Genomic DNA, 24,420 nt, shown 5'->3' on the forward strand with positions numbered 1-24,420 from the left:
CAGCGACATGGAAGAAGGTCTTTTTTTTATGCCTGAAATTGCTGAAGTACGAGCAGCAAAAACAGGGCAGAAATGAAGAGACCGCCGCTGATCCGCAAGGATCACAAGCGATAACGCAAATACACAGTGGAGGTGGAAGTCGTGCGCGTAAAAATCACATTGGCATGTACTGAATGCAAACAGCGTAATTACAACATGACAAAAGAGAAAAAGAACCATCCTGAGAGAATGGAGACAAAGAAGTACTGCAGATTCTGCAAAAAGCACACAATGCACAAAGAAACCAAATAATCTTTGGTAAGAGGTGATCCAATGGCAGAAACTGAAAAAAAAGCATCCAAAAAGAGCTGGTTCAAGGGCTTGAAAGCAGAGTTCAGAAAAATCATCTGGGTTGACAACAAAACGCTGGGCAAGCAGACCGTTGCAGTCGTAGCGATCTCTGCAGTAACCTGCGGGTTAATCACCCTGGTTGACAGCGCTGTAATCGAGTTCGTCAATTTATTGATCAAATAAGGATAAAGGTGTCAGAATGTCAGAAGTAAACTGGTATGTAGTCCACACCTATTCGGGCTATGAAAACAAAGTAAAAGCCAATATTGAGAAAACAATTGAGAACCGTCATCTTGAGGATCAGATTTTGGAAGTACGTGTTCCTATGGAAGAAGTTGTTGAAGTCAAGAACGGAACCAAGAAACAGGTACTCCGGAAATTGTTTCCGGGCTACGTTCTGATCAACATGATCATGAACGACGATACCTGGTATGTTGTCCGCAATACCAGAGGTGTTACGGGCTTCGTAGGACCGGGATCCAAGCCGGTACCGCTTACGGATGAGGAAATGGTGAACCTTGGAATCACCGGTGGTGAGGAAAAGGTTGAGCTTGACCTTGAAGTCGGCGATGCAGTCGTTGTAACAGGCGGCGCATGGAAGGATACAACCGGACTGATTCAGAGTATCAACGATACAAAACAGATGGTTACCATCAATGTTGAGCTGTTCGGCCGCGAAACGCCGGTAGAAATAAGTTTCGCAGAAGTCAAGAAGATGTAAGAAATGCCCCAGGGGCGTTTCGTGGGAGGGAAATTCCCGCAATTACCACATTTATTTAGGAGGTGCCGTAAAATGGCAAAGAAAGTTACAGGATATATCAAATTACAGATTCCTGCTGGTAAAGCAACACCAGCACCACCGGTTGGACCTGCACTTGGACAGCACGGAGTAAACATCGTACAGTTTACCAAAGAGTTCAACGCAAGAACAGCAGATAAGGGAGACCTGATCATCCCTGTAGTTATCACTGTATATGCAGACAGAAGTTTCAGCTTCATAACCAAAACTCCTCCGGCAGCAGTTCTGCTTAAGAAAGCCTGCAACCTGAAATCTGGTTCCGGCGTTCCGAACAAAACGAAAGTTGCTACTATCTCTAAGGACAAAGTTCGTGAGATCGCAGAGATGAAGATGCCAGACCTGAATGCAGCAACTGTTGAGGCAGCTATGAGCATGATCGCAGGTACCGCAAGAAGTATGGGTATCGTTGTAGAGGACTAATTTAGAAGAAGAGTTTACATCTTCTCGTATTGACGTGGGAGGGAGATTCCCGCAACTACCACCAGGAGGTTATTAGACAATGAAACATGGTAAGAAATATTTAGAGGCTGCAAAAGCAGTTGATCGTAGCATTCAGTACGATCCGGCAGATGCTATTTCCACAGTTAAGAAATTAGCTACTGCTAAATTTGACGAGACAATCGAAGTTCACATCAAAACTGGTTGTGACGGACGTCACGCAGACCAGCAGATCCGTGGAGCAGTTGTTCTGCCGCACGGTACCGGAAAACAGGTTCGTGTACTTGTTTTCGCTAAAGGCGCAAAAGCTGATGAGGCTGTTGCAGCAGGTGCAGAGTTCGTTGGAGCTGAGGAGCTGATCCCGAGAATCCAGAACGATGGCTGGTTTGATTACGATGTTGTTGTTGCTACACCGGATATGATGGGTGTTGTTGGTCGTCTGGGCCGTGTACTTGGACCGAAAGGTTTAATGCCAAACCCGAAGGCTGGTACCGTAACTATGGATGTTACCAAAGCCGTTAAAGAGATCAAAGCAGGTAAGATTGAGTATCGTCTTGACAAAACAAACATTATCCACGTGCCAATCGGAAAAGCTTCTTTTACTGAGGAGCAGTTAAGCGACAACTTCCAGACGCTGATCGGTGCAATCAACAAAGCAAAACCGGCTACTCTGAAGGGACAGTACCTGAAGAGCGTTACTCTGGCTCCTACTATGGGACCTGGAGTTAAGGTTAATACTTTGAAGCTTGCATAATAAATGAAAGAATGAGGACCCCCGGGGCTGTAATGGCTCCGGGGGTTCTTTGTGTTGAAAAACGGACGCAGGGGAAAGGCGAATTCCGATTCCTTAAGAAAGAGCTTTATTTCAATGGGAAATAATTGAAAAAGATCAAAATAGTGTTAGAACATGAAAATTAAGATCAAGTATTCTGCCGGAAATGTTAGTATAATGCTAAGTAGAAAGCAAACGAAAAGAGCAGAGCCCATGCATGCGTTTGGAACGGCGGGCTCTGGAAAGGGAGGGTTTTATGCAGTATTTTGAGAAACAGGGAAATGCGCTGATTTTCCGGCAGGATGGGGAGACGGTCCGGGTGGAGCCGTGGCAGAAGGACAGTCTTCGGGTGAGAGGTACGCTTCTTTCGGAGATAGAAGAGGGAAGCATTGCACTGCTTGATCCGGAACCGGTGGAAGCGGAAATTGAGCTGGTGGACGAGCTGAAAGCGACGATCAAAAACGGTAAAATCCAGGCGGTTCTCGAGCTTCAGCCGTGGGGACAGAAGCTGCGGATTACGTTCTTGAATCAGAAGGGCGAGGTGCTGCTCTCCGAGATCGCAAACGGCGGAGCGCTCTGCCTGCGCGCACACGATTACCGTGCATTAAAGGGAGGCGCTTATCAGCTGAAAGTATCCTTTGATTCCAACCCGGATGAGAAGATTTATGGTATGGGACAGTATCAGCAGGAGAGAATGAACCTGAAGGGATGCAACCTGGAACTGGCGCACCGTAATTCGCAGGCGAGCATTCCGTTTTATGTATCGAGCCTTGGCTACGGCTTCCTGTGGCACAATGCAGCGGTCGGTGAGGTTCATTTCGGAACGAACACAACGGAATGGCTGGCACGCACCACAAAGCAGCTCGACTACTGGGTAACCGCAGGCGATACCCCGGCAGAAATTGAAGAGCACTTTGCAGATGCCATTGGTAAAGTTCCGATGATGCCAGAGTACGGCCTTGGCTTCTGGCAGTGCAAGCTGCGCTACTACAACCAGGAGCAGGTTCTGAACGTGGCGCGCGAGTACAAAAAACGCGGCATTCCGCTGGATGTTTTTGTGATCGACTACTATCACTGGCCAAGATGCGGTGATTACCGTTTTGACGAGGAATACTTCCCGGATCCGAAGGCAATGATCGACGAGCTGCACGAGATGGGCATTGAGACGATGGTTTCCATCTGGCCGCAGATCGACTGGAGAAGTGAAAATTACGAAGAAATGAAACAGCAGGGACTTCTTGTGAAGAGTAATGCAGGTGTTGATGTTCAGATGCTGTTCCATGGAAATAATGTCTTTTTGGATGCAACGAATCCGAGAACGAGAAAGTACGTCTGGGAAAAAGTAAAGAAAAACTATGCAGATCTCGGCATCCGTACGTTCTGGCTGGATGAAGCAGAGCCGGAATTTTCGACGTACGAGTATGAGTGCTACCGCTACGCCGCAGGCCCGGTGGAAGAGATCGGAAATATTTACCCGAGAGAGTATTCCCGCATGTTCTACGAAGGACAAAAAGAGAATGGGCAGGAAGATATTGTCAACCTTGTGCGCTGTGCATGGCTCGGAAGCCAGAAATACGGTGCGCTTGTGTGGTCCGGCGATATTTTCTCAACCTACGAGGACTTCCGCAAACAGATCTGCGCAGGCCTTCATATGGGACTTTGCGGTATTCCGTGGTGGACAACCGATATCGGCGGATTCCACGGCGGTGTGACCGAAGATCCGGACTTCCAGGAGCTGCTTGTGCGTTGGTTCCAGTTTGGTACCTTCTGCCCGGTTATGCGTATTCACGGAAACCGGGGACCGAGAGAAGAGATCATCAACAAGGCTGGCGAAGTGCGTGAGGGAACAGGAGCTGACAACGAGGTATGGAGCTTCGGAGAGAAAAATTATGAAATCCTGACAAAATTCATCGGTGTCCGCGAAAAAATGCGCGATTACACGAGAAGCCTGATGGCAGAAGCACACGAAAAAGGAACACCGGTCATGAGAACGATGTTCTATGAGTTCCCGGAGGATGCAGCGTGCTGGGACATCTCCGATGCTTACATGTTCGGTTCCGACATCCTTGTAGCACCGATTGTCCGGGCAAAAGCAACGAGCCGTACCGTTTATCTGCCGGCCGGTGCGTCCTGGACGCTGGCAAATACCGGTGATGTTTATGAGGGCGGAAAAGCCTACGAAATCGAGGCGCCGATCGAAACACTGCCGATCTTCCTGCGCAACGGAAAACAGGGATATTTGGTGGGAGAGATCTGATAAATCACAGAGCAGTTGTTTGGTTATGGGCAGGCAGCAAATGCGGATTGCAGATAGCTGCATGAAAAAAGAAAAGGAAAAAGGGAAAAGCATTCCGGAAGATCGACAAGATCTAAAGGAATGCTTTTCCGATGTTATAAATCAATCCCGGATCCGAAAAACGGATTTTAGCCTTGCTTCGCATACGGGCGGACAGAAAAACTTACGGAAGCGGATGACCTGCCGCCAGATACAGCTCATACCATTCTTCCCGCGTCAGCGTAATATTGCATGCCGCGATAATCTCTTTCAGGCGTTTTTCGCTTGCCGTACCGGTGACGAGCTGCATATTCGCCGGATGGCGCAGAATCCACGCCGCTGCAATCGTGGTATCACTGACACCGTATTTTTCGGCCAGCACGCGGATTTTCTGGTTCAGCTCCGGATACTCGTCACTTCCAAGGAAGCATCCCTTCCATGACGGCATCTGGAATGGCGACCACGCCTGAAGCGTAATATCATGGAGCCGGCAGTAGTCGAGCAGACTTCCGTCGTGGTCAACCGAGCCCGGTGTCTCCATATTAACTTCCATGCCGTTGGCGACAAGATTGGAAACCGGAATGCTGAACTGTACCTGATTGGCAACGAGCGGCTGGCGGACATATTTCTGCAGAAGTGCAATCTGCATCGGCTTGTGGTTGGAAACACCGAAATGGCGGACCTTTCCGCTCTCAAACAGAACATCAAACGCTGCTGCAACTTCTTCTGGCTCTACGAGGGCGTCCGGGCGGTGGAGCAGCAGAAGATCGAGATAATCGGTCTGCAGCCGTTTTAAAATACCGTCCACCGATTCCAGAATGTGCTCTTTCGACAGATCATAGCAGCCCTGGCGGATGCCGCATTTGGACTGGATCAGAACATCCTCGCGGTGCAGGGAAGGATCGGAGGCAAATGCATCACCGAAAACTGTTTCACTCATGCCGCTGCCGTAAATATCAGCATGATCAAAGAAATATGCGCCCTGTTCCAGCGCGGAATGGATGAAATGATTCATCTCGTCTTTCGATTTTTCGGAAAGCCGCATGCATCCGACTGCAATCGAAGGAACTTTTCTCAGATGACTGCCTAAAACCGTTTCTTTCATGACAGAATTCTCCTTTGTGATAAAATAAAATCTTACTCTCACTATACCACTCAAGTACACTTGAGAGTCAATCTTTTTTGGAAAAAAGCGGTGAAAGCTTTCGCCAGAACCGCTGCGGATTCGACCAAAACACAGAAAAGCCGAACTTTGTTAACAAAATCGGAACAAAATCGACAACAAAGTTTACTTGCATTTTCGAAAAAATGATGTAAGATAGGGGTATTCGAAAAAAGATCCGAAAGGATCTGTAAATCTGTACTGACTCAGATAATGGAGGTTTACCCATGGATGCAAAAATCATAGCCGGAATCCTGGCAGCAGGAGGCGCAGCCTTAGCTGCCGGCGGCGTATATAGAATGAATAAGAAAACTGGTTACTTCAAAAAAGGAAACTCCGTCCGGTACGATGTTTCCCGGATCCCGTTTAAAAAGACGAGTCCGTTAAAAGGAAAGACGGTTGTCTTCCTGGGATCTTCCGTGACGAAGGGATTTGCGGCCCACAACAATGCGTTCGCGGAGTACATAGCGAAAAAAGACAGTTGTATCTGCATCAAAGAAGCGGTCAATGGAACAACACTGATTGATAACTGTGAGGATTCCTACATCGAGCGCATGCGCGACAATCTCGACCCGGAGCGTCAGGTGGATCTGTTTATCTGCCAGCTTTCCACGAACGATGCAACGCGCAACAGCCCGCTCGGCGAAATTTCGGAATCCCGTGATCTGGACAGCTTCGATGTCAAAACCGTCTGCGGTGCGATCGAGTACATCATTGCGTATGCAAAAGAAACGTGGCACTGCCGGGTCATGTTCTACACTAACCCACAGTATGATTCCGATACGTACGCAAAGATGGTGGAAGCACTTCTGAAAATCCAGGAAAAATGGCAGATCGGCGTGATTGATTTCTGGAATGACGAACGGATCAACAGCATTTCGCCGGAAAAACGGAAACTGTATCTCCAGGATCCGATCCATCCGATGAAGGCCGGCTACGCTGAGTGGCTCGTCCCGGTGATGGAGCAGCGGATTGCCGAATATCTGGAAACGCAGGTATCATAAAAAAGACAAAAAAATACTTTCGTGGTTTCTTTGGTTGGAAGATTCCGCGAAAGTATTTTTTTATTGCGCTGCCCTTAATGGAGCCGGATGATCAGGCTGCTGTGCTGACGAAATTGTTTTTTCCGTACTTTCTGTTACGTTCCGTTTTTTACGGATCCGGAACTGTTTGAAAATGCCGCGGATGGCGTCGTAGAGCTCCGGCTTTAAGTCCTCAAGCGGGATTGGCTGCTGATACAGGATGGCATTGTAGCTTGTGCCGCTTACGAGTTCCAGAATCATATAGAACATCAGCTCCGGTGAGCGGTACGTATATGCCGCGTGAGAGAGCAGCGATTCGTAAATTGTGTAGATAGCAGGTGCGTCACTGAACGGAGAAAATGTAAGCGAATTTTTGAAGAACCCCCAGCTTAAGTGCTTGGAGATCAGCGTCACAAGGCTGTGGTTGGCAGCAAACTGATCGAGGATATTGTCGGTGATGAAAAGCACCTGCTCCTCAAAATCCTGGATGTCCGGATGGCGCAGCAGATCCGCATAGGCTGCCTGGAATATCTGGCTTGCCTTGTGCGCAATCAGATGATTTCGAATATCGTATTTATCTTTGAAATAAAGATAGAAAGTGCCCTTTGCAACGCCGGCGTTGTTCACGATGTCCGAAATAGAGGTTTTATTAAAGCCGTTGTCGATAAAGAGCGAGAAAGCAGAGTCCAGAAGGGACTCACGCTTCATTTGTTTGTTATTATCAATTTTTCCCACAGAGAGTCTCCTTTCCTGAAAGATATCAAAAACGTGTGTCATTATCCTGCCTATAATTATAGGTATCATACATGGAAACTGTCAAAGGGAAAATGACTAATTTTCTCATTTTTGTGACTATGCACGAAGAAAAAAATGACCGATCGTCAATTTTGTGCAGTATTTAATGTTGACTAAGAGTCATTTTTGCGTTATAACATTAGATGATTGAAAGGCATAGGAAAAACATCCTCGATCTGAGGGAAACAGTATCCCGCAGTATCTTACTCCGAGCGGGTTTTACTTCTCTTATGATCCTGGATTTCATCATAAAAAACCATTATAAAAACCACAGAAAGGAAGTTTATCACAATGAATAGAAACAGAAAACTGAGAAAACAGATGATGTCTGGTCTTGCTGTTGGTATGGCTGCTGTTATGGGAGCTGCTCCGGTTTATGCAGCGACAGGAGAGGACGCAGCGGTTTCCAAAGAAGAAACCGTATATGTAAATGCAAATGCAGACGGATCGGAAGATCAGATTACCGTATCCAACTGGCTGAAGAACGCAGGAACGGAAAAGAACCTGCAAGATGAAAGTGAACTGAAGGACATCAAAAACGTAAAGGGCGACGAGGAGTTCACCCAGAGCGGAAACAAGCTGACCTGGCAGACAGACGGCGAGGATATCTATTATCAGGGAACAACCACAAAAGAGCCTCCGGTTTCCGTGAAGTTCACCTATTATCTGGACGGCAAGGAAATCAAACCGGATGACCTGGCCGGAAAGAGCGGAAAACTGAAAATCAAAGTTGACTATACAAACAACACAAAGACAACGGTTGACATCAACGGCAAGAAAGAGACGATGTACACCCCATTCGTCCTGATGACCGGAATGATTCTTCCGCAGGATACTTTCTCCAATGTCAAGATCGACAATGGTAAAGTCATTTCCGATGGAAGCAGAAACATCGTAATCGGATTTGGTATGCCGGGCCTGCAGGAAAGCCTGGGATTAAATTCCGATTCCCTTGAAGATCTGGTATCCGGTGACAGCGATTTCGAACTGCCGGAAAGCCTGGAGATCACTGCAGATGTGGAGAACTTCTCTCTGGATTCTACCTTCACCGTTGCACTTGACGATGTTCTCGACACCATCGATACCGACAACATCACCGGATACGATGACCTGAAGGATGCACTGAGTGATCTTGAGGATGCTGCAATGGAACTGGTTGACGGTTCCAAGGCACTCTCCGATGGTGTGGATACTTTAAAAGACAGCTACAAAGAGCTGGATGACGGTATTGGAACGTTAAAAGGCGGCGCTGACGAGCTGAACAGCGGAGCCGGCACACTGGCAGGCGGAGCCGGCACACTGGCAAGCGGAGCATCGACTCTGGCAAACGGAACTTCTACTCTGAACAGCGGAGCTTCTACCTTAAACAGCGGAGCAGCTACCCTGTCCAACGGAGCATCCACCTTAAGCAGCGGAGCTTCTTCCCTGGCAAGCGGCGTAAACTCCTATACCGAGGGCGCTGATACCCTGAATAAAGCAATCCAGACGTATCTTGGAAAGAACGGTGTGCTGACTGGAAGCGTAACCGAGTATGTAAACGGTGTGAATAAAGTCGTTGCAGGCGTAAAACAGTACACCGACGGAACAACACAGCTGTCCGACGGCGTTGCTTCTTATGTAGCAGGTGAGAAACAGCTTGCAGCAGGCGCTGAGAAGCTTCAGCCTCTGGCAGACGGCCTGACCGAGGTAAACAGTGCAATCGCAACACTGAACGCAGCACTCGACGGAAAAGATGAGAATGATATTTTAGCAGGAGCAAAACAGCTCTCCGAAGGACTGACCAGTTTGAACGAGCAGCTGCAGAGCACCGATGTACAGAGCCTTCTGACGATGGTAGACGGCATGACCAGCACCGGTTCTACCCTGATCTCCGAGACCGAGGCACTCTCCGAGGTTCTGAACACCACAATCGCAGGATCTGTCAACAGCATGATGACAAACGGCAACGAGCTGATGAGCCAGATGGATACGCTGTCCAAAGGACTTGAGAGCTACTTAAGCGGTCTGGAGGCACAGATCACGAATCAGGCAACGCAGATGGGAACCCAGATGGCAGCACAGGTTCAGGCATGGGCAGACGGAGCAGCAGCACAGCTGAACCAGGAAGCAACAGCAGCAGCACAGAGCGCAGCTGATGCAGCAGCAAGCCAGGCATCCGCCGATGCAGCAAAACAGGCAAATGATCAGCTCTCCGCAGCAGCGGCTGCACTGGATGCACAGATTTCCGCAGCTAAGAGCGCCGGAAATACAGAGCTTGCCGATTCCTTAAGTAAAGCAAGAAATCAGATCGGAAGTGTCAGCGTTTCCGCTTCAGCAGGAACCGTTTCGGTTACTCCGGTTACAGCTCCGCAGATTACTCTTCCAGAACTGAACTTCGAAATCGAGCGCCCGGATCTCTCCGGTCTTGCAGCAATGCAGCAGAAGATGAGCGACATCAAGAGCCAGTACAGTGATCTGCAGAAGACGGTTGCAGCTCTGATGCCGCAGCTTGAGACCATGCAGAAACAGATGCAGACCATCACCGATAATAAAGCAGTTGTTGAGCAGAATCTTGGTGCAATGCAGAAACTGACCGCAGGTGTGGCACAGCTTGATGCAGGCGGAAGCGCTCTGTACAAGGGCATCGGTACTCTGTCCGCAGGTGTGAGCCAGCTGTACAGCAGCACAAATGAGAGTTTTGCAAAAGCAACAGCAGGCATCAATGCACTGAACGCAGGATTCACCCAGCTGAGCGCTTACAATGATACGCTGCTTTCCGGCGCAAGCCAGCTGAAAGCAAATGCACCGGCTCTGGTTGAGGGTGTTACGACTCTGCAGGGCGGCACGACACAGCTGACCGCAGGTCTTGGACAGCTGGGAAGCCAGTTAAGCGATGGATCTGCAAAACTTTCTGCAAACAGCGGAAGCTTAAGAAGCGGTGCTTCTCAGGTAGCAAGCGGAGCATCCCAGCTGGCAAGCGGAGCCTCCACACTGGCAAACGGAACTTCTTCCCTGGCAAGCGGAGCTTCTGAACTGAACAGCGGAGCTTCTACGCTGGCAAGCGGAGCATCTACGCTGGCGAGCGGAGCTTCTACACTGGCAAATGGAACTTCTTCTCTGGCAAGCGGAGCTTCTGATCTGAAATCGGGAAGCAGCAAGGTTGTTGATGGTATTGACGAGCTGTCCGATGGGGCGAAAGAACTGGCTGACGGTACGAAGAAGTTTGAAGAAGAGGGTACCAGCAAGCTGAAGAGTACCTTTGAGGATGATCTGGGAGATGTACTGGATCGGATTCAGGCGCTGAATTCGGATAAATGCGCTTATACTTCTTACAGTGGTAAGGCAAATGGAATGGATGGAAGCGTGAAGTTTATTATTGAGACTGCGGCGATTGAGGCTGCGGAAGAGTAATGTGATTCCACGGTAGATTGTGAGGCCGCCTGCGGTCGGGATGTTTTCCCCGACCGCAGGCGGCATTTACGTTACGTGGGGTGCAAAAAGACAAAAAATAAGAACAGCCCGCGGATATGCGGGCTGCTCTTTCATAATGAGGGGGGAGATAGTTTTGAGTGGTTCATCAACTATCTAAGTTATAGTATAGGGAAGAAATGTGAGCAAAGTATGTCTATTTTCTAAAAGAAACAGTAAATTTCTAAAGAATAAGTGAATCCATCCATTGAGTAAATCACTTCCGCTCGCCAAAACGTAGATGGGTCCCCAGGCGCAGCGGAGCGTCCGCCCCCCGCGGTGCATTTGCAGGAGGGGTAAGGATGTTAGAGGGCGGAAATTTGCGTTGGGACCGGGCGCAGCACTGTCTGACCGAAGGGAGTTTGCGGAGCCCGGTTCCGGTTTTAGCAAATTTTCGGCCTCTTACAGCCTCTTTTCCTCCGAAACAGCACCGTGGGGGCGGACGCTCCGCTGTGACTGGGGGTCGTATCCTCCCGTCCTATTCAAAAGAAAGTTTCCGGTTCCCATAACTCTTCCGGTACTGTCCCGGCGTCATCCCGGTGAGTTTTCGGAAAGCCGTGGAAAAATTATGCGCATCCTGAAATCCAACATTATAGGCAATCTGAGAGACTGTGTGATTCGTGTCCGTCAGCTCAGCCATTGCGCTGTCCATTTTGGATTTCAGGATGAACTGCTTCAGTGTCATCCCGGTGCCCTCGTGGAAGAGGGAGGAGAGGTATTTGTCGTTGTAGCCGAAATAACGGGCGAGTTCGGTGACTTTGAGGGACTCGCTGCTGTGGTACTGGATGTAGCTGATGATGTCCTGCAGGATCTGTGTCCGCTGCGTTTCGGAAGTGTAGGTGCGGTAGAAGGGGCTCTGGCAGTTGATTTCGCCGAGAACAGCGGCAGTCAGGCTGTTGTTGAGGAACGTGTTGTGGAAACGCAGGGAAGTGTCCTGGAGCTGCTTCATGAGGATGATGACGCGGTTCGGGGACGAAAGCGTTCCCTGGCGCGGGATGCATAACGTTTCGGGGTAGTTGGATGGAAGCTGGGCGGGAGCGAGGTCCTCAAGGCGGTAGGAGGATGGCGGTGCAGCATGAAACTCATCCAGAACCGATCCGGCGGTCGGGTCAGAAGGAGCGATGATCGGTGCGGAGGGGATACCAGGGATAAAATGGAGCCAGTAGAAAGCGCAGCTTCCTTTTTTCGAGCCGTGCTGATGGACGGTCGGAGGCAAAAGAAGATATTCGCCAGGATGGACTTCGTAAGAGCGGCGTTCGTCCGCGATAAAAAGCGTTCCTTCCGTCACAACCATCAGTTCAAAATTGACGAGATTCCGTGTCAGGTGCATCCACTCCGGGGACGGGGACTGGAATTTGCCGCAGAGGTCGTAGGTAAAACAGGCGGCATCTGGAAATAAAACAGAGATCATATGACTTTTTCAAACCTTTTCAAACATTCTTGTATTTTAAACGGCGGTCCGTTTTGCTAAAATAAAACTATAGAAAAACAGGAAAACAGCCGTCAAAAGAAGTGTAACGCTTCCCATATCTGAAAGCAAGGAAAATATCTTTTTCAAACCAGGAGGCGGCGGAAGACAACGAAAAAGGAGACCGAAAAAATGGATCAGAAAAACTTCAGCAAACCATTATCCCTGGCAAAAGTCCAGGTTACCGATGCATTCTGGAAAAAAGAGATGGAGCTTGTCCGCACCGAAGTAATTCCGTATCAGTGGAATGCCTTAAATGACAATGTTCCGGGAGCAGCACCGAGCTTCTGTATGCGGAACTACCGCCGCGCCGGTGAAGTTGAAAAAGAGCGGAAAGCAAAAGGAGACAAATTTGTTCAGATCAAATATCCGCTGGATACTTTTGAGACACTGCCGAAGGATGGCAAAATGGACGGAAGATTTTATGGCTTCCTGTTCCAGGATACCGATTTTACCAAATGGGTGGAGGCAGTTGCGTACTCCCTGACACAGCATCCCGATCCGGAGCTGGAAAAAACGGCAGATGAAGCAATTGAAGCTGTCTGCGCAGCACAGAGAGAAGACGGATACCTCGATACCTACTATCTGATCAACGATCAGGATATGATTTTTACAAACCTTAAGGACAACCATGAGCTGTACTGCTTCGGTCATCTGACGGAAGGCGCCGTAGCCTATTATCAGGCGACCGGAAAAGACCGTCTCTTAAAAGCAGCGGAGCGTTTCGCGGACTTTATTGCCAGCAAACTCGGTCACGGCGAGGGCAAAAAAGCAGGTTATCCTGGTCACGAAATTGCAGAGATGGCTCTGATGCGTCTCTATGATCTGACCGGCGAGCAGAAGTATCTTGATCTTGCAAAATACTTCATCGATGAACGCGGAACAAAACCATACTATTACGATATCGAGCGCGGTCTGACCTGCCCGGAGGGCGAGGAACGATATAGCTACAATCAGGCAAACCGCCCGGTGCGTCAGCAGGATGAGGTGCAGGGGCATTCCGTACGCGCCGTATATCTCTATTCCGGCATGGCGGATGTGGCAAGGGCAACGCAGGATGAGAGCCTGCTGAAAGCCTGTGAAACTCTCTGGAACAACATGGTGCATCAGAAAATGTACGTCACCGGCGGAATCGGTGCCACTCATATAGGAGAGGCATTCTCTTTCAACTATGACCTGCCAAACGATACCGCTTACGCAGAGACCTGTGCATCCATCGGTCTTGTGTTCTTTGCTCGCCGCATGCTGGAGATTCAGGCAAAAGCAGAGTACGCGGATGTGATGGAATTAGCCCTCTACAATGGCGTTCTTTCCGGAATGGCGCTCGACGGAAAGAGCTTCTTCTATGTCAATCCGCTGGAGGTACTGCCGGAGGCATGTCACAAGGATGAGCGGAAATTCCATGTAAAACCGATCCGTCAGAAATGGTTCGGCTGTGCCTGCTGCCCTCCGAACCTGGCAAGAACGGTAAGCTCAGTTGCATCTTACGCATACACGGAAAACGACACAACCCTGTTTGTCCACTTGTACATGGGTGGAACAGTGGAAGGAGAAAAAGTAAAAGCATCCATCACTTCCGAATTCCCGTGGGACGGCCATGTTTCCGTGACCTGCGAGAGCGATACCAAAGAGCCGTACACCTTTGCATTCCGCATCCCGGGATGGTGTGCTTCTTATGAAAAAGAGATTCCAAAAGGCGCAGAAGTGGAAGAAAAAGACGGGTATCTGTATGTGACAAAAGTATGGGCGAAGGGTGAGACGATCCGCCTGAACTTCCCGATGGAAATCCAGTTTTTGGCATCCAATCCGCTTGTACGCGAGGACGCCGGCCGTGTTGCCGTAAAACGAGGACCGGTTGTTTACTGTATGGAAGAAGCAGACAACGGAAAGAATCTGCATTTGACAAAACTCTGTGTGAATGGTGAAAAAACCGCAGAAGCAGCCGATGAGCTGGGCGAGCACTTTGTGCGCGTAACGGCCGAGGGACGTCGCATGAAGCTGGGCGATGCGGAAAAACAGCCGTTGTATCATCTGTATCAGAAAGAGGAAGAGGAAAAGACGAAACTGAAGCTGATTCCATATTATATGTGGAACAACCGAGGTGAGGGCGAAATGCAGGTATGGATCCGCGCATGTGAATGATTTTATTAAAGAAGAAATAAAAAACTCCGGAAAAGGGATGACTCCTGATGCAGCCTCCCCTTTTTCCGGAGTTCTTGTTATGCCAAAATATGAGAATCCTGCAAAAAAGAAAGTGAATTTTTTGCAGGATTCTTTGTGCTATTGGTACAGATTATTTTCTGCTTCTCATGGAAAGACTGCCGAAAGCAGAATGGACAGCAGGCAGAATCACAAGAACGACAGCAAGGACGATCATTCGGTCCACAAAGTCGGTCAGAGCCTGTACAACGCAGACGGACAGCGTCAGATTCATGCCGAGGCTGTGAAGCAGCTGCACCAGCACGGTGGAGCCGGAGGAAGTAATTCCACCGAAAACAACCGCAGTGATTGTGGAACTTACCACAGTACCCGGAAGCGAAATCACAAGCGCTGCCGGAAACAGCTTCCAGCCCATGGAGCGGAGGGAAAGACTCTCGCTGCGGGATCCTGCCGTATGGGACGGGCGGAGTCTGCGGAATACAAGGCCGGCAACGAGACCGATGACAAGCTGCACCGGAATATAGTAAAACGCATAGACATCACTCGTCATGCCGGAAATGAGTCCGGAGATCAGTCCCGGAACGAGGCCTGCAGCAGGTCCGAACAGAGCGGCTGCCAGAATTGTTCCGATGGAGTCCAGATAAACCGGAAGACGCAGCAGCAGAGCAATGGTACCGCCGAGAATATTGATGACACCGCAGAGCGCGAGTGTCGTGAGCTTTAACGTACGGTTAGTATTCATCATGCCTCGCCTCCCTTCTGAAACATCGTCTCATGTGGGAAGACCGGCGGTGCGGTGAGAATCTGGTCGAGAACCGGTGCGGATTCCTCCTGCGGCACGCCGAGAACGCGCTCAAAGAACATCAGGAAGAAACGGCGCACATCGACCTGCGTCAGAATGTGGCTGTTCGGTGCTTTCTGATAAAAATTCATGGCATCCACAACCGTCTGTCCGATGCAGAGGCCTCCGGTTTCTACCTGCGTATACGCATCAAAACCGCTGCAGAGCGACGGATCCACAAGATAAGCGGTCGCGAGCGGATCGTTGATCACGCATCCGATGACCTTTTCCTGTTTCCAGTGGAAATCAAAGTAGAAGCGCGTCAGCTCCTCAATGCGGGTTCCGACTCCTGGATTTACGCATTTCATATATTCCACAAGATTCGGCGTCAGGACAATTTTTCGTGTGACATCCAGCCCGATCATATGAAGCTTTTTGCCTTCAAGCTGCGGCAGCTCGGAAAACGCGTGGAATACTTCGGCTGCGGCATCCGGGTCGCACCAGTAATTGTACTCGGCAACCGGGGAGCAGTTTCCATGGCTCTTATAGCTTCCGCCCATGGAGACAAGAGCCGTCAGGTTTGTCAGGCACTCCGGTGCGCGGGAGATGACTTTTGCAAGGTTCGTCATCGGTCCGAGGGCAAGAATGGTAACATCAGGGGTTGCTTTTAAGGTTTCGATCAGGAAAGAAACAGCGTCCTTGTTTGGCGTAAGGCCTTCGGCATCCGGCCAGCCCGATTCGCCGAGACCGTCCATGCCGTGGGTGTCCATCGCGTCCACGTAGTCGCGGACCAGAGGCGTCTCCTCGCCGACATAAACCGGGACATCTGGTTTTCCAATCATAGAAAGAATTTTGAGGGCATTTTTAGCGCCCATAGAAGCGGGTACATTTCCGCTGACTGTGGTGATGCCGGCAAGATCCAGCTCTTTCGAAGCCGCGGCAAGCATCAGGGCGAGAGAATCGTCGATGCCAGGATCACAGTCGATGATCAGTTTTCTTGCATTCATTTTCCAATCTCCTTTGATGAAAATTTTGAGATACTTGGTTTTTTATACTGGGAAGTTCACGAACCAGTCCGGACACCCGCAAAAAGACGGGAAAATCCGATTGCATAAATGCACGGGCAAGAGTATAGCACAGATAAAAAAAAAAATCCAGTAAAACAAACCTTGCCTGTTTTGAAAAAATCGGTTATGGTATAGAAAAGCATACAGCAAATGAGAACATGGGAGAAAAGAAAATGGCAGATGGATTTTTAGCACCAACTGGGAAATTCTATCCCAAAACAGAAAATTTTCATGCGCAGACCGCGCGGGCGATTTTAGGTCCGGACGGCCAGACGGACGAGCCGATCCAGGAGCTTTTGCGCCGCGGTTATATTTTATTTGTAGGATTCCACAAACCAGGCGAACCGGAAAATCTCCATGCCGATATGGATTACGTCCTCGGCGGACCGGGGTATCCGGCGACCGAAGGGCAGAAGGCCTGGATTGCAGAACATACGGAAGAGCTGTCGAGAAAGCAGCAGTTTGACATCAACAACGACGAGACAAACTTTGAGAACTTTTACATCAGCAATGTCCGCATGTTTCCCTGGTGCAAAGGGTGTGCCGAAGAGAAAGCGCGTGACCTCTGGGGCAATGCACAGAGCGAGGAGAAGCCGAAGCGGTGTGATGCGTGTCCGGCCTTCAGGAACCGTCCGCTTTAACGAAAAACAGAAAATGTCAGAAAATAATCTGGTGAGATTATAATAGGAAGAAAAAATACTTTTGCACAGTAATGCATCAATGGGGGAAATCCGCAGAAGCCGCGTAAATACGCGATTTTTTGCGAATTTCCCCCTTGACTTTTGAAAGGACAGACGCTATAATAAACGAGCGTGCGTAAAAGACTGTTTTTTGTGCGCGCAAAAGCTGCAAAGCAATTATGTTGAACTAAAGCAGCCGTATGAAACCCCGTGGGACACACGGAGAAATCTATCAGGAGGTGAAATGGAATGCCAACATTCAACCAGTTAGTAAGAAAAGGCCGTGAGACTTCCGTAAAGAAATCTACCGCGCCGGCACTGCAGAAAAGCTACAATTCTCTGAGAAAGAAATCCACAGATATGTCTTCTCCTCAGAAGAGAGGTGTGTGCACAGCTGTTAAAACTGCTACACCGAAAAAACCTAACTCAGCTCTTCGTAAAATCGCCAGAGTTCGTCTTTCCAACGGAATCGAAGTAACAAGTTACATCCCAGGAGAAGGTCACAACCTTCAGGAGCACAGCGTTGTTCTGATCCGTGGAGGAAGAGTTAAGGACCTGCCAGGTACCAGATACCACATCATCCGTGGTACACTTGATACTGCAGGTGTTGCTAACAGAAAACAGGCCCGTTCTAAATACGGTGCTAAGAGACCGAAAAAGAAATAATTAAGTAAAACGAGTTCGAGATATATCTAGTATCACAAAAAAGCGAAATGTTGTGCGTTATTCCATAAATCCCCACGGCTGCGGATTTATAGAGAATTTACACGCGCGGACATACTGCAAATAAGTGTGAGTACCGATGATTTAATCGAATGATGGTTAAGGAGGGAAGTAACGTGCCACGTAAAGGACATACTCAGAAAAGAGATGTTTTAGCAGATCCGTTATACAATAACAAAGTGGTAACCAAGCTGATCAACAACATCATGCTGGATGGTAAGAGAGGCGTTGCCCAGAAAATCGTATACGGCGCATTTGCTAAAGTAGAAGAAAAAGCTGGAAAACCAGCAATCGAAGTATTTGAAGAAGCAATGAACAATATCATGCCGGTTCTTGAAGTAAAAGCAAGACGTATCGGTGGTGCTACTTATCAGGTACCGATCGAGGTAAGACCGGACAGACGTCAGGCTCTTGGCCTTCGTTGGCTGACCGCTTATTCTCGTAAGAGAGGCGAGCGTACCATGGAAGACAGACTGGCAAACGAGATTCTGGATGCATCTAACAACACAGGTGCTTCTGTGAAGAAGAAAGAAGAAGTTCATAAGATGGCAGAGGCTAACAAGGCATTTGCTCACTACAGATTCTAAGAGGAGGAAAATCCGTTGGCTGGAAGAGAATATCCATTAGAGAGAACCAGAAACATTGGTATTATGGCTCACATCGATGCAGGTAAAACAACCCTGACCGAGCGTATCCTGTACTATACCGGTGTTAACTACAAGATTGGTGATACTCACGAAGGAACTGCTACCATGGACTGGATGGAACAGGAGCAGGAGCGTGGTATCACAATTACTTCAGCTGCTACAACCTGCCACTGGACTCTGGAAGAGAACTGCAAGCCGAAACCGGGCGCTCTTGAGCACCGTATCAACATCATTGATACCCCAGGCCACGTTGACTTTACCGTAGAGGTAGAGCGTTCTCTTCGTGTACTGGACGGCGCTGTCGGCGTGTTCTGTGCAAAAGGTGGTGTAGAGCCTCAGTCTGAGAACGTATGGCGTCAGGCTGATACCTACAACGTACCGCGTATGGCATTCATCAACAAGATGGACATCCTTGGTGCTGACTTCTACAACGCTGTAGATCAGATCAAGACCAGACTTGGTAAAAATGCTATCTGCCTTCAGCTTCCAATTGGTAAGGAAGATGAGTTCAAGGGAATTATCGATCTGTTCGAGATGAAAGCTTACATCTACAACGACGATAAGGGCGATGATATCTCCATCGTTGATATCCCGGAAGATATGAAAGACGACGCTGAGCTGTATCACACCGAGCTGGTAGAGAAAATCTGCGAGCTGGATGATGAGCTGATGATGCGTTATCTGGATGATGATATCCCGTCTGTAGACGAGATGAAAGCAGTTCTGCGTAAAGCTACCTGCGAGTGTACAGCTGTACCGGTATGCTGCGGTTCTGCATACAGAAACAAAGGTGTTCAGAAACTCCTGGACGCTATTCTTGAGTACATGCCGGCTCCGACCGATATCCCGCCAATCGAGGGTACCGATCTGGACGGAAACCCGATCGTAAGACATTCTTCCGATGACGAGCCGTTCTCCGCACTGGCATTCAAGATTATGACAGACCCATTCGTTGGTAAGCTGGCATACTTCCGTGTGTATTCAGGAACCATGAACTCCGGTTCTTACGTACTGAATGCAACAAAAGATAAAAAAGAGCGTGTTGGACGTATCCTTCAGATGCATGCAAACAAACGTATGGAGCTGGATAAAGTTTACTCCGGTGACATTGCAGCTGCAATCGGATTCAAGTTCACCACAACAGGTGATACCATCTGCGACGAGCAGCATCCGGTAATCCTTGAGTCTATGGAGTTCCCGGAGCCGGTTATCGAGCTGGCTATCGAGCCTAAGACAAAAGCAGGCCAGGGCAAACTGGGCGAGTCCCTTGCAAAACTGGCTGAGGAGGATCCGACCTTCCGTGCACACACCAATCAGGAAACTGGTCAGACCATCATCGCTGGTATGGGTGAGCTGCATCTGGAAATCATCGTTGACCGTCTGCTTCGTGAGTTCAAAGTAGAGGCTAACGTAGGTGCTCCGCAGGTTGCATACAAAGAGACCATTACCAAACCGGCAGACATCGACAGCAAATATGCAAAACAGTCCGGTGGACGTGGACAGTATGGTCACTGTAAAGTTAAATTCGAGCCTATGGATGCAAACGGCGAAGAGATTTACAAATTCGAGTCTACCGTTGTCGGTGGAGCTATTCCGAAAGAGTATATCCCGGCTGTAGGCGAAGGTATCGAAGAGGCTATGAAAGCCGGTATCCTGGGAGGCTTCCCGGTAGTCGGTGTTCATGCAAATGTATACGACGGATCTTATCATGAGGTCGACTCTTCTGAGATGGCATTCCACATTGCTGGTTCTCTGGCATTCAAGGAAGCTATGCAGAAGGGAGCTCCGGTTCTTCTTGAGCCTATCATGAAAGTCGAAGTTTCCACTCCGGAAGATTACATGGGTGATGTTATCGGTGATATCAACTCCCGTCGTGGTCGTATCGAGGGTATGGATGACATCGGCGGCGGAAAGATGATCCGTGGATTCGTGCCGCTGGCTGAAATGTTCGGTTACGCAACAGACCTTCGTTCTAAAACTCAGGGACGTGGTAACTACTCCATGTTCTTTGATAAATACGAGCAGGTTCCGAAAAACGTACAGGAAAAAGTTCTGTCTGCAAAAGCAAAATAATTTAAGAAAAAGTACTGGTTGTGCAACCTTTCGCGGCTGCACAGCCTAAAAGTATTATTTTTCTGAGATTTCCCTTGCAAATAAGACGGAAATGCAATATAATCAGACTTAGCAGGTTTACGATTCAGGTGGGTTCCTGCCACCAATTTAGTCTCAAAAAAGCCCACTGGGCGCAATTTTAAGGAGGACATTTTAAAATGGCTAAAGCTAAATTTGAAAGAACAAAACCGCATTGTAACATTGGTACCATCGGCCACGTTGACCATGGTAAAACAACTCTGACCGCAGCTATCACAAAAGTACTTTCTACCAGAGTAGAAGGAAACACTGCTGAGAACTTCGAAGATATCGATAAAGCTCCGGAAGAGAGAGAGCGTGGTATCACAATCTCTACTGCACACGTTGAGTATCAGACAGAGAAAAGACACTATGCACACGTTGACTGCCCAGGCCATGCTGACTATGTAAAGAACATGATCACTGGTGCTGCACAGATGGACGGAGCTATCCTTGTAGTAGCTGCTACAGACGGTGTTATGGCTCAGACAAAAGAGCACATCCTTCTGTCCCGTCAGGTAGGTGTACCTTACATCGTTGTATTCATGAACAAATGCGATATGGTAGACGACGAAGAGCTGCTTGAGCTGGTAGACATGGAGATCCGTGAGCTGCTGAACGAGTATGACTTCCCGGGAGATGACACTCCGATCATCCAGGGTTCTGCTCTGAAAGCTCTGGAAGATCCGGCTGGCCCATGGGGAGATAAAATCATGGAGCTTATGGATGCAGTAGATAGCTGGATCCCGGATCCGCAGCGTGACACTGATAAAGACTTCATCATGCCTGTAGAGGACGTATTCACCATCACTGGTCGTGGTACTGTTGCTACTGGCCGTGTTGAGGCTGGTGTTCTTCATCTGAATGAGGAAGTTGAAATCGCAGGTCTGAAAGAAGAGACCAAGAAAACTGTTGTAACTGGTATCGAGATGTTCCGTAAACTCCTCGATGAGGCTCAGGCTGGTGATAACATCGGTGCTCTGCTTCGTGGTGTTCAGAGAACAGAGATCGAAAGAGGACAGGTTCTGGCTAAACCAGGTACCGTTCACTGCCATACCAAATTTACCGCTCAGGTATACGTTCTGACAAAAGACGAGGGTGGCCGTCATACTCCATTCTTCAATAACTATCGTCCGCAGTTCTACTTCCGTACAACTGACGTAACAGGTGTTATCACTCTTCCGGAAGGAACTGAGATGTGCATGCCTGGCGATAACGTAGAGATGACCATCGAACTGATCCACCCGATCGCTATGGATCAGGGTCTTACCTTCGCTATCCGTGAAGGTGGACGTACTGTAGGATCAGGACGTGTTGCTACAATCATCGAGTAATCACTGACTAATATATATTGAGTACCGCAAGGTACATTGTGTCCAAACGTAAGATACCCCGGAACCGTAAGGTTTCCGGGGTTTTTCTGTACTCTAAGAAAAGAATTATTCGTAAATTTATCAGGTTAGTAATAGTGAAACATTTATCAGCAAGATGAAATACAGATAAATTTATAATTAAAAAATAAGACCAGCGGTGCCAAAACGGTGCCAAAAAGAAACTCCTGCGAATGTTTGCTATTCACAGGAGTATTTTTTTACCAGCCTTTGATCTGTTTGATTTGTTCAGCACGTTCTGGATCACGATGATATTGTAATTTCAGACGGATAGTTTCCACAACTTCCTGTCTGGATTCATCATCAAGCTGATAGAACGATGTAAGCAGATTATCTACATCAGGCATACTGTTCTTACCGAAAAGGTACATCAGCGGATACATAGAATTTTTTAAGTAAGTCTTTACACGACTTGCGTCTAATGCTCCGTTCAAACCGTCTGGAAGTGTAGGATAAATCTCTTCTTCCTTAATTGTGCCAGAAAATGGACTGGCAGAACATATCTCATTCACATCAATTTGCAATTCATTCGCAAGTCTTAATGCAAAATCAAATCGAATATTGGAATCTTTTTGAATAATTGAATATAAGGTTGTAGCACTGATTCCGGTTGCCTTTGCAATTTTGCGGACATTTGTGCCTTTTTCATCAAGATATTTCTTTAAATTTTTACCGTCACCCATAGAATCCTCCTTTTTCATATATTAGAAAATTACGAAAAACATAAATCTATAAAATATCATAACACAGACGTGGAATAAAATAAAGAAAAAATAGTGTACGAAGTTCGTAAAAATGTGTTTACGAAATATTGACAACGATAGAAATACATGATATTATCAATTTACGAAAATCGTACAGATATAGAAATACAGTAAACGTATTCTATATCTGGAGAGGAAAGGAGGAGGCAATATGGCAAGTTACAATTATATGATGAGTGCTGATGAAGTGGCACAGGAATTAAACTGCTCAAAATCTCATGCCTATAAACTGGTGAAAGCTATGAATAAAGAATTATCTGCACAGGGATATATTACGATGGCTGGAAGAATACCAAAGGCGTTTTGGGCAAAAAAGATGTATGGCTATGAAATAGCAGAAAATTAGGGAGGATCAATATGGCTTACAGAGAAAAAGACACAAAAAAATGGACAGCCCAGTGGTTTGAGACAAATGTCATGGGTGAGAAGAAAAAACGCAGAAAGCGTGGATTTGAAACAAAGCGAGAAGCATTGGAGTTTGAACGAAGCAAAAAGTTGAGCAATGAGCGAAGTATGGATATGAAGCTGAGCGATTTTATTGAGATTTATTTTTCAGACAAACAAAATGATCTGAAAGATCGAACAATCAAAAATAAAAGATATATGATGCAACAGCATATCGTTCCATACTTCGGAAATCAGATGATGAGTGAAATCAAGGCTTCACAGATTATTCAGTGGCAGAATGAAATTCAGAAAAAAGGCTATTCAGATTCTTATCTGAGAATGATTCAGAATCAGTTGACCAGTCTGTTTACACATGCAGCTAAAATCTATGACTTGCCGGTTAATCCATGCAAGAAAGTGAAACGAATGGGAAATTCAGATTCAAGAAGTTTGAACTTCTGGACACTGGACGAGTACAAACAGTTTATACAGACAATGGAGCCGGGAACAAGATATTATCTTATGTTTGAGATGCTGTTCTGGACTGGATGCAGGATCGGGGAGCTGCTTGCGATTACAAAAGCTGATATCAATTTTGAAAAGAATCAGCTTAGTATCAATAAGACTTATTACCGGACAGGAATGCAGGATATTATCACAGAACCGAAAACAAAACAGTCCTTTCGGACAATCGAAATTCCGGAATTTCTGAAAGAGGAAATTAAGGAATTTGTAGATGGTCATTACGGAATGCCGGATACAGAAAGATTATTTCCGGTTGTTCAGGAAGCGGTACAGCATAAGATGAAACGGCAGATTGAGCTGGCAGGAGTGAAGAAAATTCGAGTGCATGATATCAGGCACAGCCATGTGGCTTATCTTATTGAGAAAGGTGTGGAACCGTTATTGATTCGGGACAGATTAGGTCATAAAGATATTCGTATCACATTGAACACTTATGGACATCTTTATCCAAATCAGCAGAGAAAGATTGCAAATCTTCTGGATAATGAAAATGGAAATGCTGTTACCGGATTGGGAGAAGAAAGAGATGAATGTTGAAAAGGCAAAAGAAAAAGCCCAGATAAATAATCTGAGCAAGTTCTCTGATAATCAGATTCACTGATATACCATCTTGGCAGATTCAGTATATCACGAATCGGGAAATACGACAATTCCCGA

General features: G+C 47.7%; 22 protein-coding genes and 1 riboswitch. Of the genes, 16 read left to right on the forward strand and 6 right to left on the reverse strand.

Annotation, left to right across the window (positions count from 1 at the left end; all coding sequences use genetic code 11):
* The first annotated feature begins 141 nt into the window (after window positions 1–141).
* From rpmG to I2G42_RS05120, 6 genes are all read left to right on the forward strand, one after another.
* A complete protein-coding gene (rpmG, locus tag I2G42_RS05095; RefSeq protein ID WP_055219257.1) occupies window positions 142–291 on the forward strand; it encodes a 50S ribosomal protein L33 in 150 nt (49 codons plus the stop codon).
* A 21-nt stretch (window positions 292–312) separates the two neighbouring features.
* A complete protein-coding gene (gene secE, locus I2G42_RS05100; protein ID WP_022463243.1) occupies window positions 313–513 on the forward strand; it encodes a preprotein translocase subunit SecE in 201 nt (66 codons plus the stop codon).
* A gap of 16 nt (window positions 514–529) precedes the next feature.
* Window positions 530–1,051 (forward strand): transcription termination/antitermination protein NusG, encoded by a 522-nt coding sequence (gene nusG, locus I2G42_RS05105; RefSeq protein ID WP_022463244.1) that lies wholly within the window; start codon window positions 530–532, stop codon window positions 1,049–1,051.
* A 72-nt stretch (window positions 1,052–1,123) separates the two neighbouring features.
* The gene (gene rplK, locus I2G42_RS05110; protein ID WP_022463245.1) at window positions 1,124–1,549 is read left to right on the forward strand and encodes a 50S ribosomal protein L11; all 426 of its coding nucleotides are present in this window, start codon (window positions 1,124–1,126) and stop codon (window positions 1,547–1,549) included.
* Window positions 1,550–1,628: 79 nt separating this feature from the next.
* Window positions 1,629–2,321 (forward strand): 50S ribosomal protein L1, encoded by a 693-nt coding sequence (gene rplA / locus I2G42_RS05115; protein ID WP_022463246.1) that lies wholly within the window; start codon window positions 1,629–1,631, stop codon window positions 2,319–2,321.
* A 274-nt stretch (window positions 2,322–2,595) separates the two neighbouring features.
* On the forward strand, window positions 2,596–4,596 hold the full coding sequence (locus I2G42_RS05120; protein ID WP_195530808.1) for a glycoside hydrolase family 31 protein: 2,001 nt from the start codon (window positions 2,596–2,598) through the stop codon (window positions 4,594–4,596).
* A gap of 202 nt (window positions 4,597–4,798) precedes the next feature.
* On the opposite strand, the gene I2G42_RS05125 is transcribed toward I2G42_RS05120, so the two are convergent.
* Window positions 4,799–5,719, reverse strand: coding sequence for an aldo/keto reductase (locus I2G42_RS05125; protein WP_055219260.1), 921 nt, complete (start codon window positions 5,717–5,719; stop codon window positions 4,799–4,801).
* Window positions 5,720–6,003: 284 nt separating this feature from the next.
* On the opposite strand from I2G42_RS05125, the gene I2G42_RS05130 reads away from it, so the two are divergent.
* Window positions 6,004–6,780, forward strand: a complete 777-nt coding sequence (locus tag I2G42_RS05130; protein ID WP_022463249.1) for an SGNH/GDSL hydrolase family protein — start codon at window positions 6,004–6,006, stop codon at window positions 6,778–6,780.
* A gap of 60 nt (window positions 6,781–6,840) precedes the next feature.
* Here I2G42_RS05130 and I2G42_RS05135 read toward each other — a convergent pair whose 3' ends face one another.
* Window positions 6,841–7,533: a TetR/AcrR family transcriptional regulator gene (locus I2G42_RS05135; protein ID WP_022463250.1), complete on the reverse strand. Its 693-nt coding sequence runs from the start codon at window positions 7,531–7,533 to the stop codon at window positions 6,841–6,843.
* Window positions 7,534–7,884: 351 nt separating this feature from the next.
* Here I2G42_RS05135 and I2G42_RS05140 point away from each other — a divergent pair, with 351 nt between their 5' ends.
* A complete protein-coding gene (locus I2G42_RS05140; RefSeq protein WP_195530809.1) occupies window positions 7,885–10,983 on the forward strand; it encodes a YhgE/Pip domain-containing protein in 3,099 nt (1,032 codons plus the stop codon).
* Between the two features lie 535 nt (window positions 10,984–11,518).
* On the opposite strand, the gene I2G42_RS05145 is transcribed toward I2G42_RS05140, so the two are convergent.
* Window positions 11,519–12,451 (reverse strand): AraC family transcriptional regulator, encoded by a 933-nt coding sequence (locus I2G42_RS05145; protein ID WP_117813542.1) that lies wholly within the window; start codon window positions 12,449–12,451, stop codon window positions 11,519–11,521.
* A 189-nt stretch (window positions 12,452–12,640) separates the two neighbouring features.
* On the opposite strand from I2G42_RS05145, the gene I2G42_RS05150 reads away from it, so the two are divergent.
* Entirely contained in the window at window positions 12,641–14,650 is a 2,010-nt protein-coding gene (locus I2G42_RS05150; RefSeq protein ID WP_195530810.1) for a glycoside hydrolase family 127 protein, read from the forward strand.
* A 151-nt stretch (window positions 14,651–14,801) separates the two neighbouring features.
* Here I2G42_RS05150 and I2G42_RS05155 read toward each other — a convergent pair whose 3' ends face one another.
* Together I2G42_RS05155 and I2G42_RS05160 are read right to left on the reverse strand one after the other, a co-directional pair.
* The gene (locus I2G42_RS05155; RefSeq protein WP_238033398.1) at window positions 14,802–15,413 is read right to left on the reverse strand and encodes an ECF transporter S component; all 612 of its coding nucleotides are present in this window, start codon (window positions 15,411–15,413) and stop codon (window positions 14,802–14,804) included.
* Complete coding sequence (locus I2G42_RS05160) at window positions 15,410–16,456, reverse strand: nucleoside hydrolase (protein ID WP_195530811.1); 1,047 nt, start codon at window positions 16,454–16,456, stop codon at window positions 15,410–15,412. The genes I2G42_RS05155 and I2G42_RS05160 overlap by 4 nt, the downstream gene beginning before the upstream one ends.
* Before the next feature lie 28 nt (window positions 16,457–16,484).
* Window positions 16,485–16,529, reverse strand: a riboswitch (PreQ1 riboswitch).
* A 160-nt stretch (window positions 16,530–16,689) separates the two neighbouring features.
* On the opposite strand from I2G42_RS05160, the gene I2G42_RS05165 reads away from it, so the two are divergent.
* From I2G42_RS05165 to tuf, 5 genes are all read left to right on the forward strand, one after another.
* Entirely contained in the window at window positions 16,690–17,157 is a 468-nt protein-coding gene (locus I2G42_RS05165; RefSeq protein WP_022463257.1) for a hypothetical protein, read from the forward strand.
* Between the two features lie 288 nt (window positions 17,158–17,445).
* A complete protein-coding gene (gene rpsL / locus I2G42_RS05170; protein WP_022463258.1) occupies window positions 17,446–17,862 on the forward strand; it encodes a 30S ribosomal protein S12 in 417 nt (138 codons plus the stop codon).
* Window positions 17,863–18,035: 173 nt separating this feature from the next.
* The gene (rpsG, locus tag I2G42_RS05175; RefSeq protein WP_022463259.1) at window positions 18,036–18,506 is read left to right on the forward strand and encodes a 30S ribosomal protein S7; all 471 of its coding nucleotides are present in this window, start codon (window positions 18,036–18,038) and stop codon (window positions 18,504–18,506) included.
* Between the two features lie 15 nt (window positions 18,507–18,521).
* Window positions 18,522–20,639 carry an elongation factor G gene (gene fusA / locus I2G42_RS05180; RefSeq protein ID WP_055219269.1) on the forward strand — a complete coding sequence of 706 codons (2,118 nt, stop codon included), beginning with the start codon at window positions 18,522–18,524 and terminating at the stop codon, window positions 20,637–20,639.
* A gap of 197 nt (window positions 20,640–20,836) precedes the next feature.
* Window positions 20,837–22,030, forward strand: a complete 1,194-nt coding sequence (gene tuf, locus I2G42_RS05185) for an elongation factor Tu (protein WP_118666820.1) — start codon at window positions 20,837–20,839, stop codon at window positions 22,028–22,030.
* 257 nt (window positions 22,031–22,287) lie between these two features.
* On the opposite strand, the gene I2G42_RS05190 is transcribed toward tuf, so the two are convergent.
* On the reverse strand, window positions 22,288–22,770 hold the full coding sequence (locus tag I2G42_RS05190; RefSeq protein WP_008790928.1) for a helix-turn-helix domain-containing protein: 483 nt from the start codon (window positions 22,768–22,770) through the stop codon (window positions 22,288–22,290).
* A gap of 232 nt (window positions 22,771–23,002) precedes the next feature.
* Between I2G42_RS05190 and I2G42_RS05195 the strand changes: the two genes are divergently transcribed.
* Together I2G42_RS05195 and I2G42_RS05200 are read left to right on the forward strand one after the other, a co-directional pair.
* A complete protein-coding gene (locus tag I2G42_RS05195; RefSeq protein ID WP_008373537.1) occupies window positions 23,003–23,197 on the forward strand; it encodes a MerR family transcriptional regulator in 195 nt (64 codons plus the stop codon).
* Window positions 23,198–23,208: 11 nt separating this feature from the next.
* Window positions 23,209–24,300, forward strand: a complete 1,092-nt coding sequence (locus I2G42_RS05200; protein ID WP_004850597.1) for a site-specific integrase — start codon at window positions 23,209–23,211, stop codon at window positions 24,298–24,300.
* The last annotated feature ends 120 nt before the right edge of the window (window positions 24,301–24,420 follow it).

This window comes from Fusicatenibacter saccharivorans, from assembly GCF_015557635.1.
Classification (GTDB): domain Bacteria; phylum Bacillota; class Clostridia; order Lachnospirales; family Lachnospiraceae; genus Fusicatenibacter; species Fusicatenibacter saccharivorans.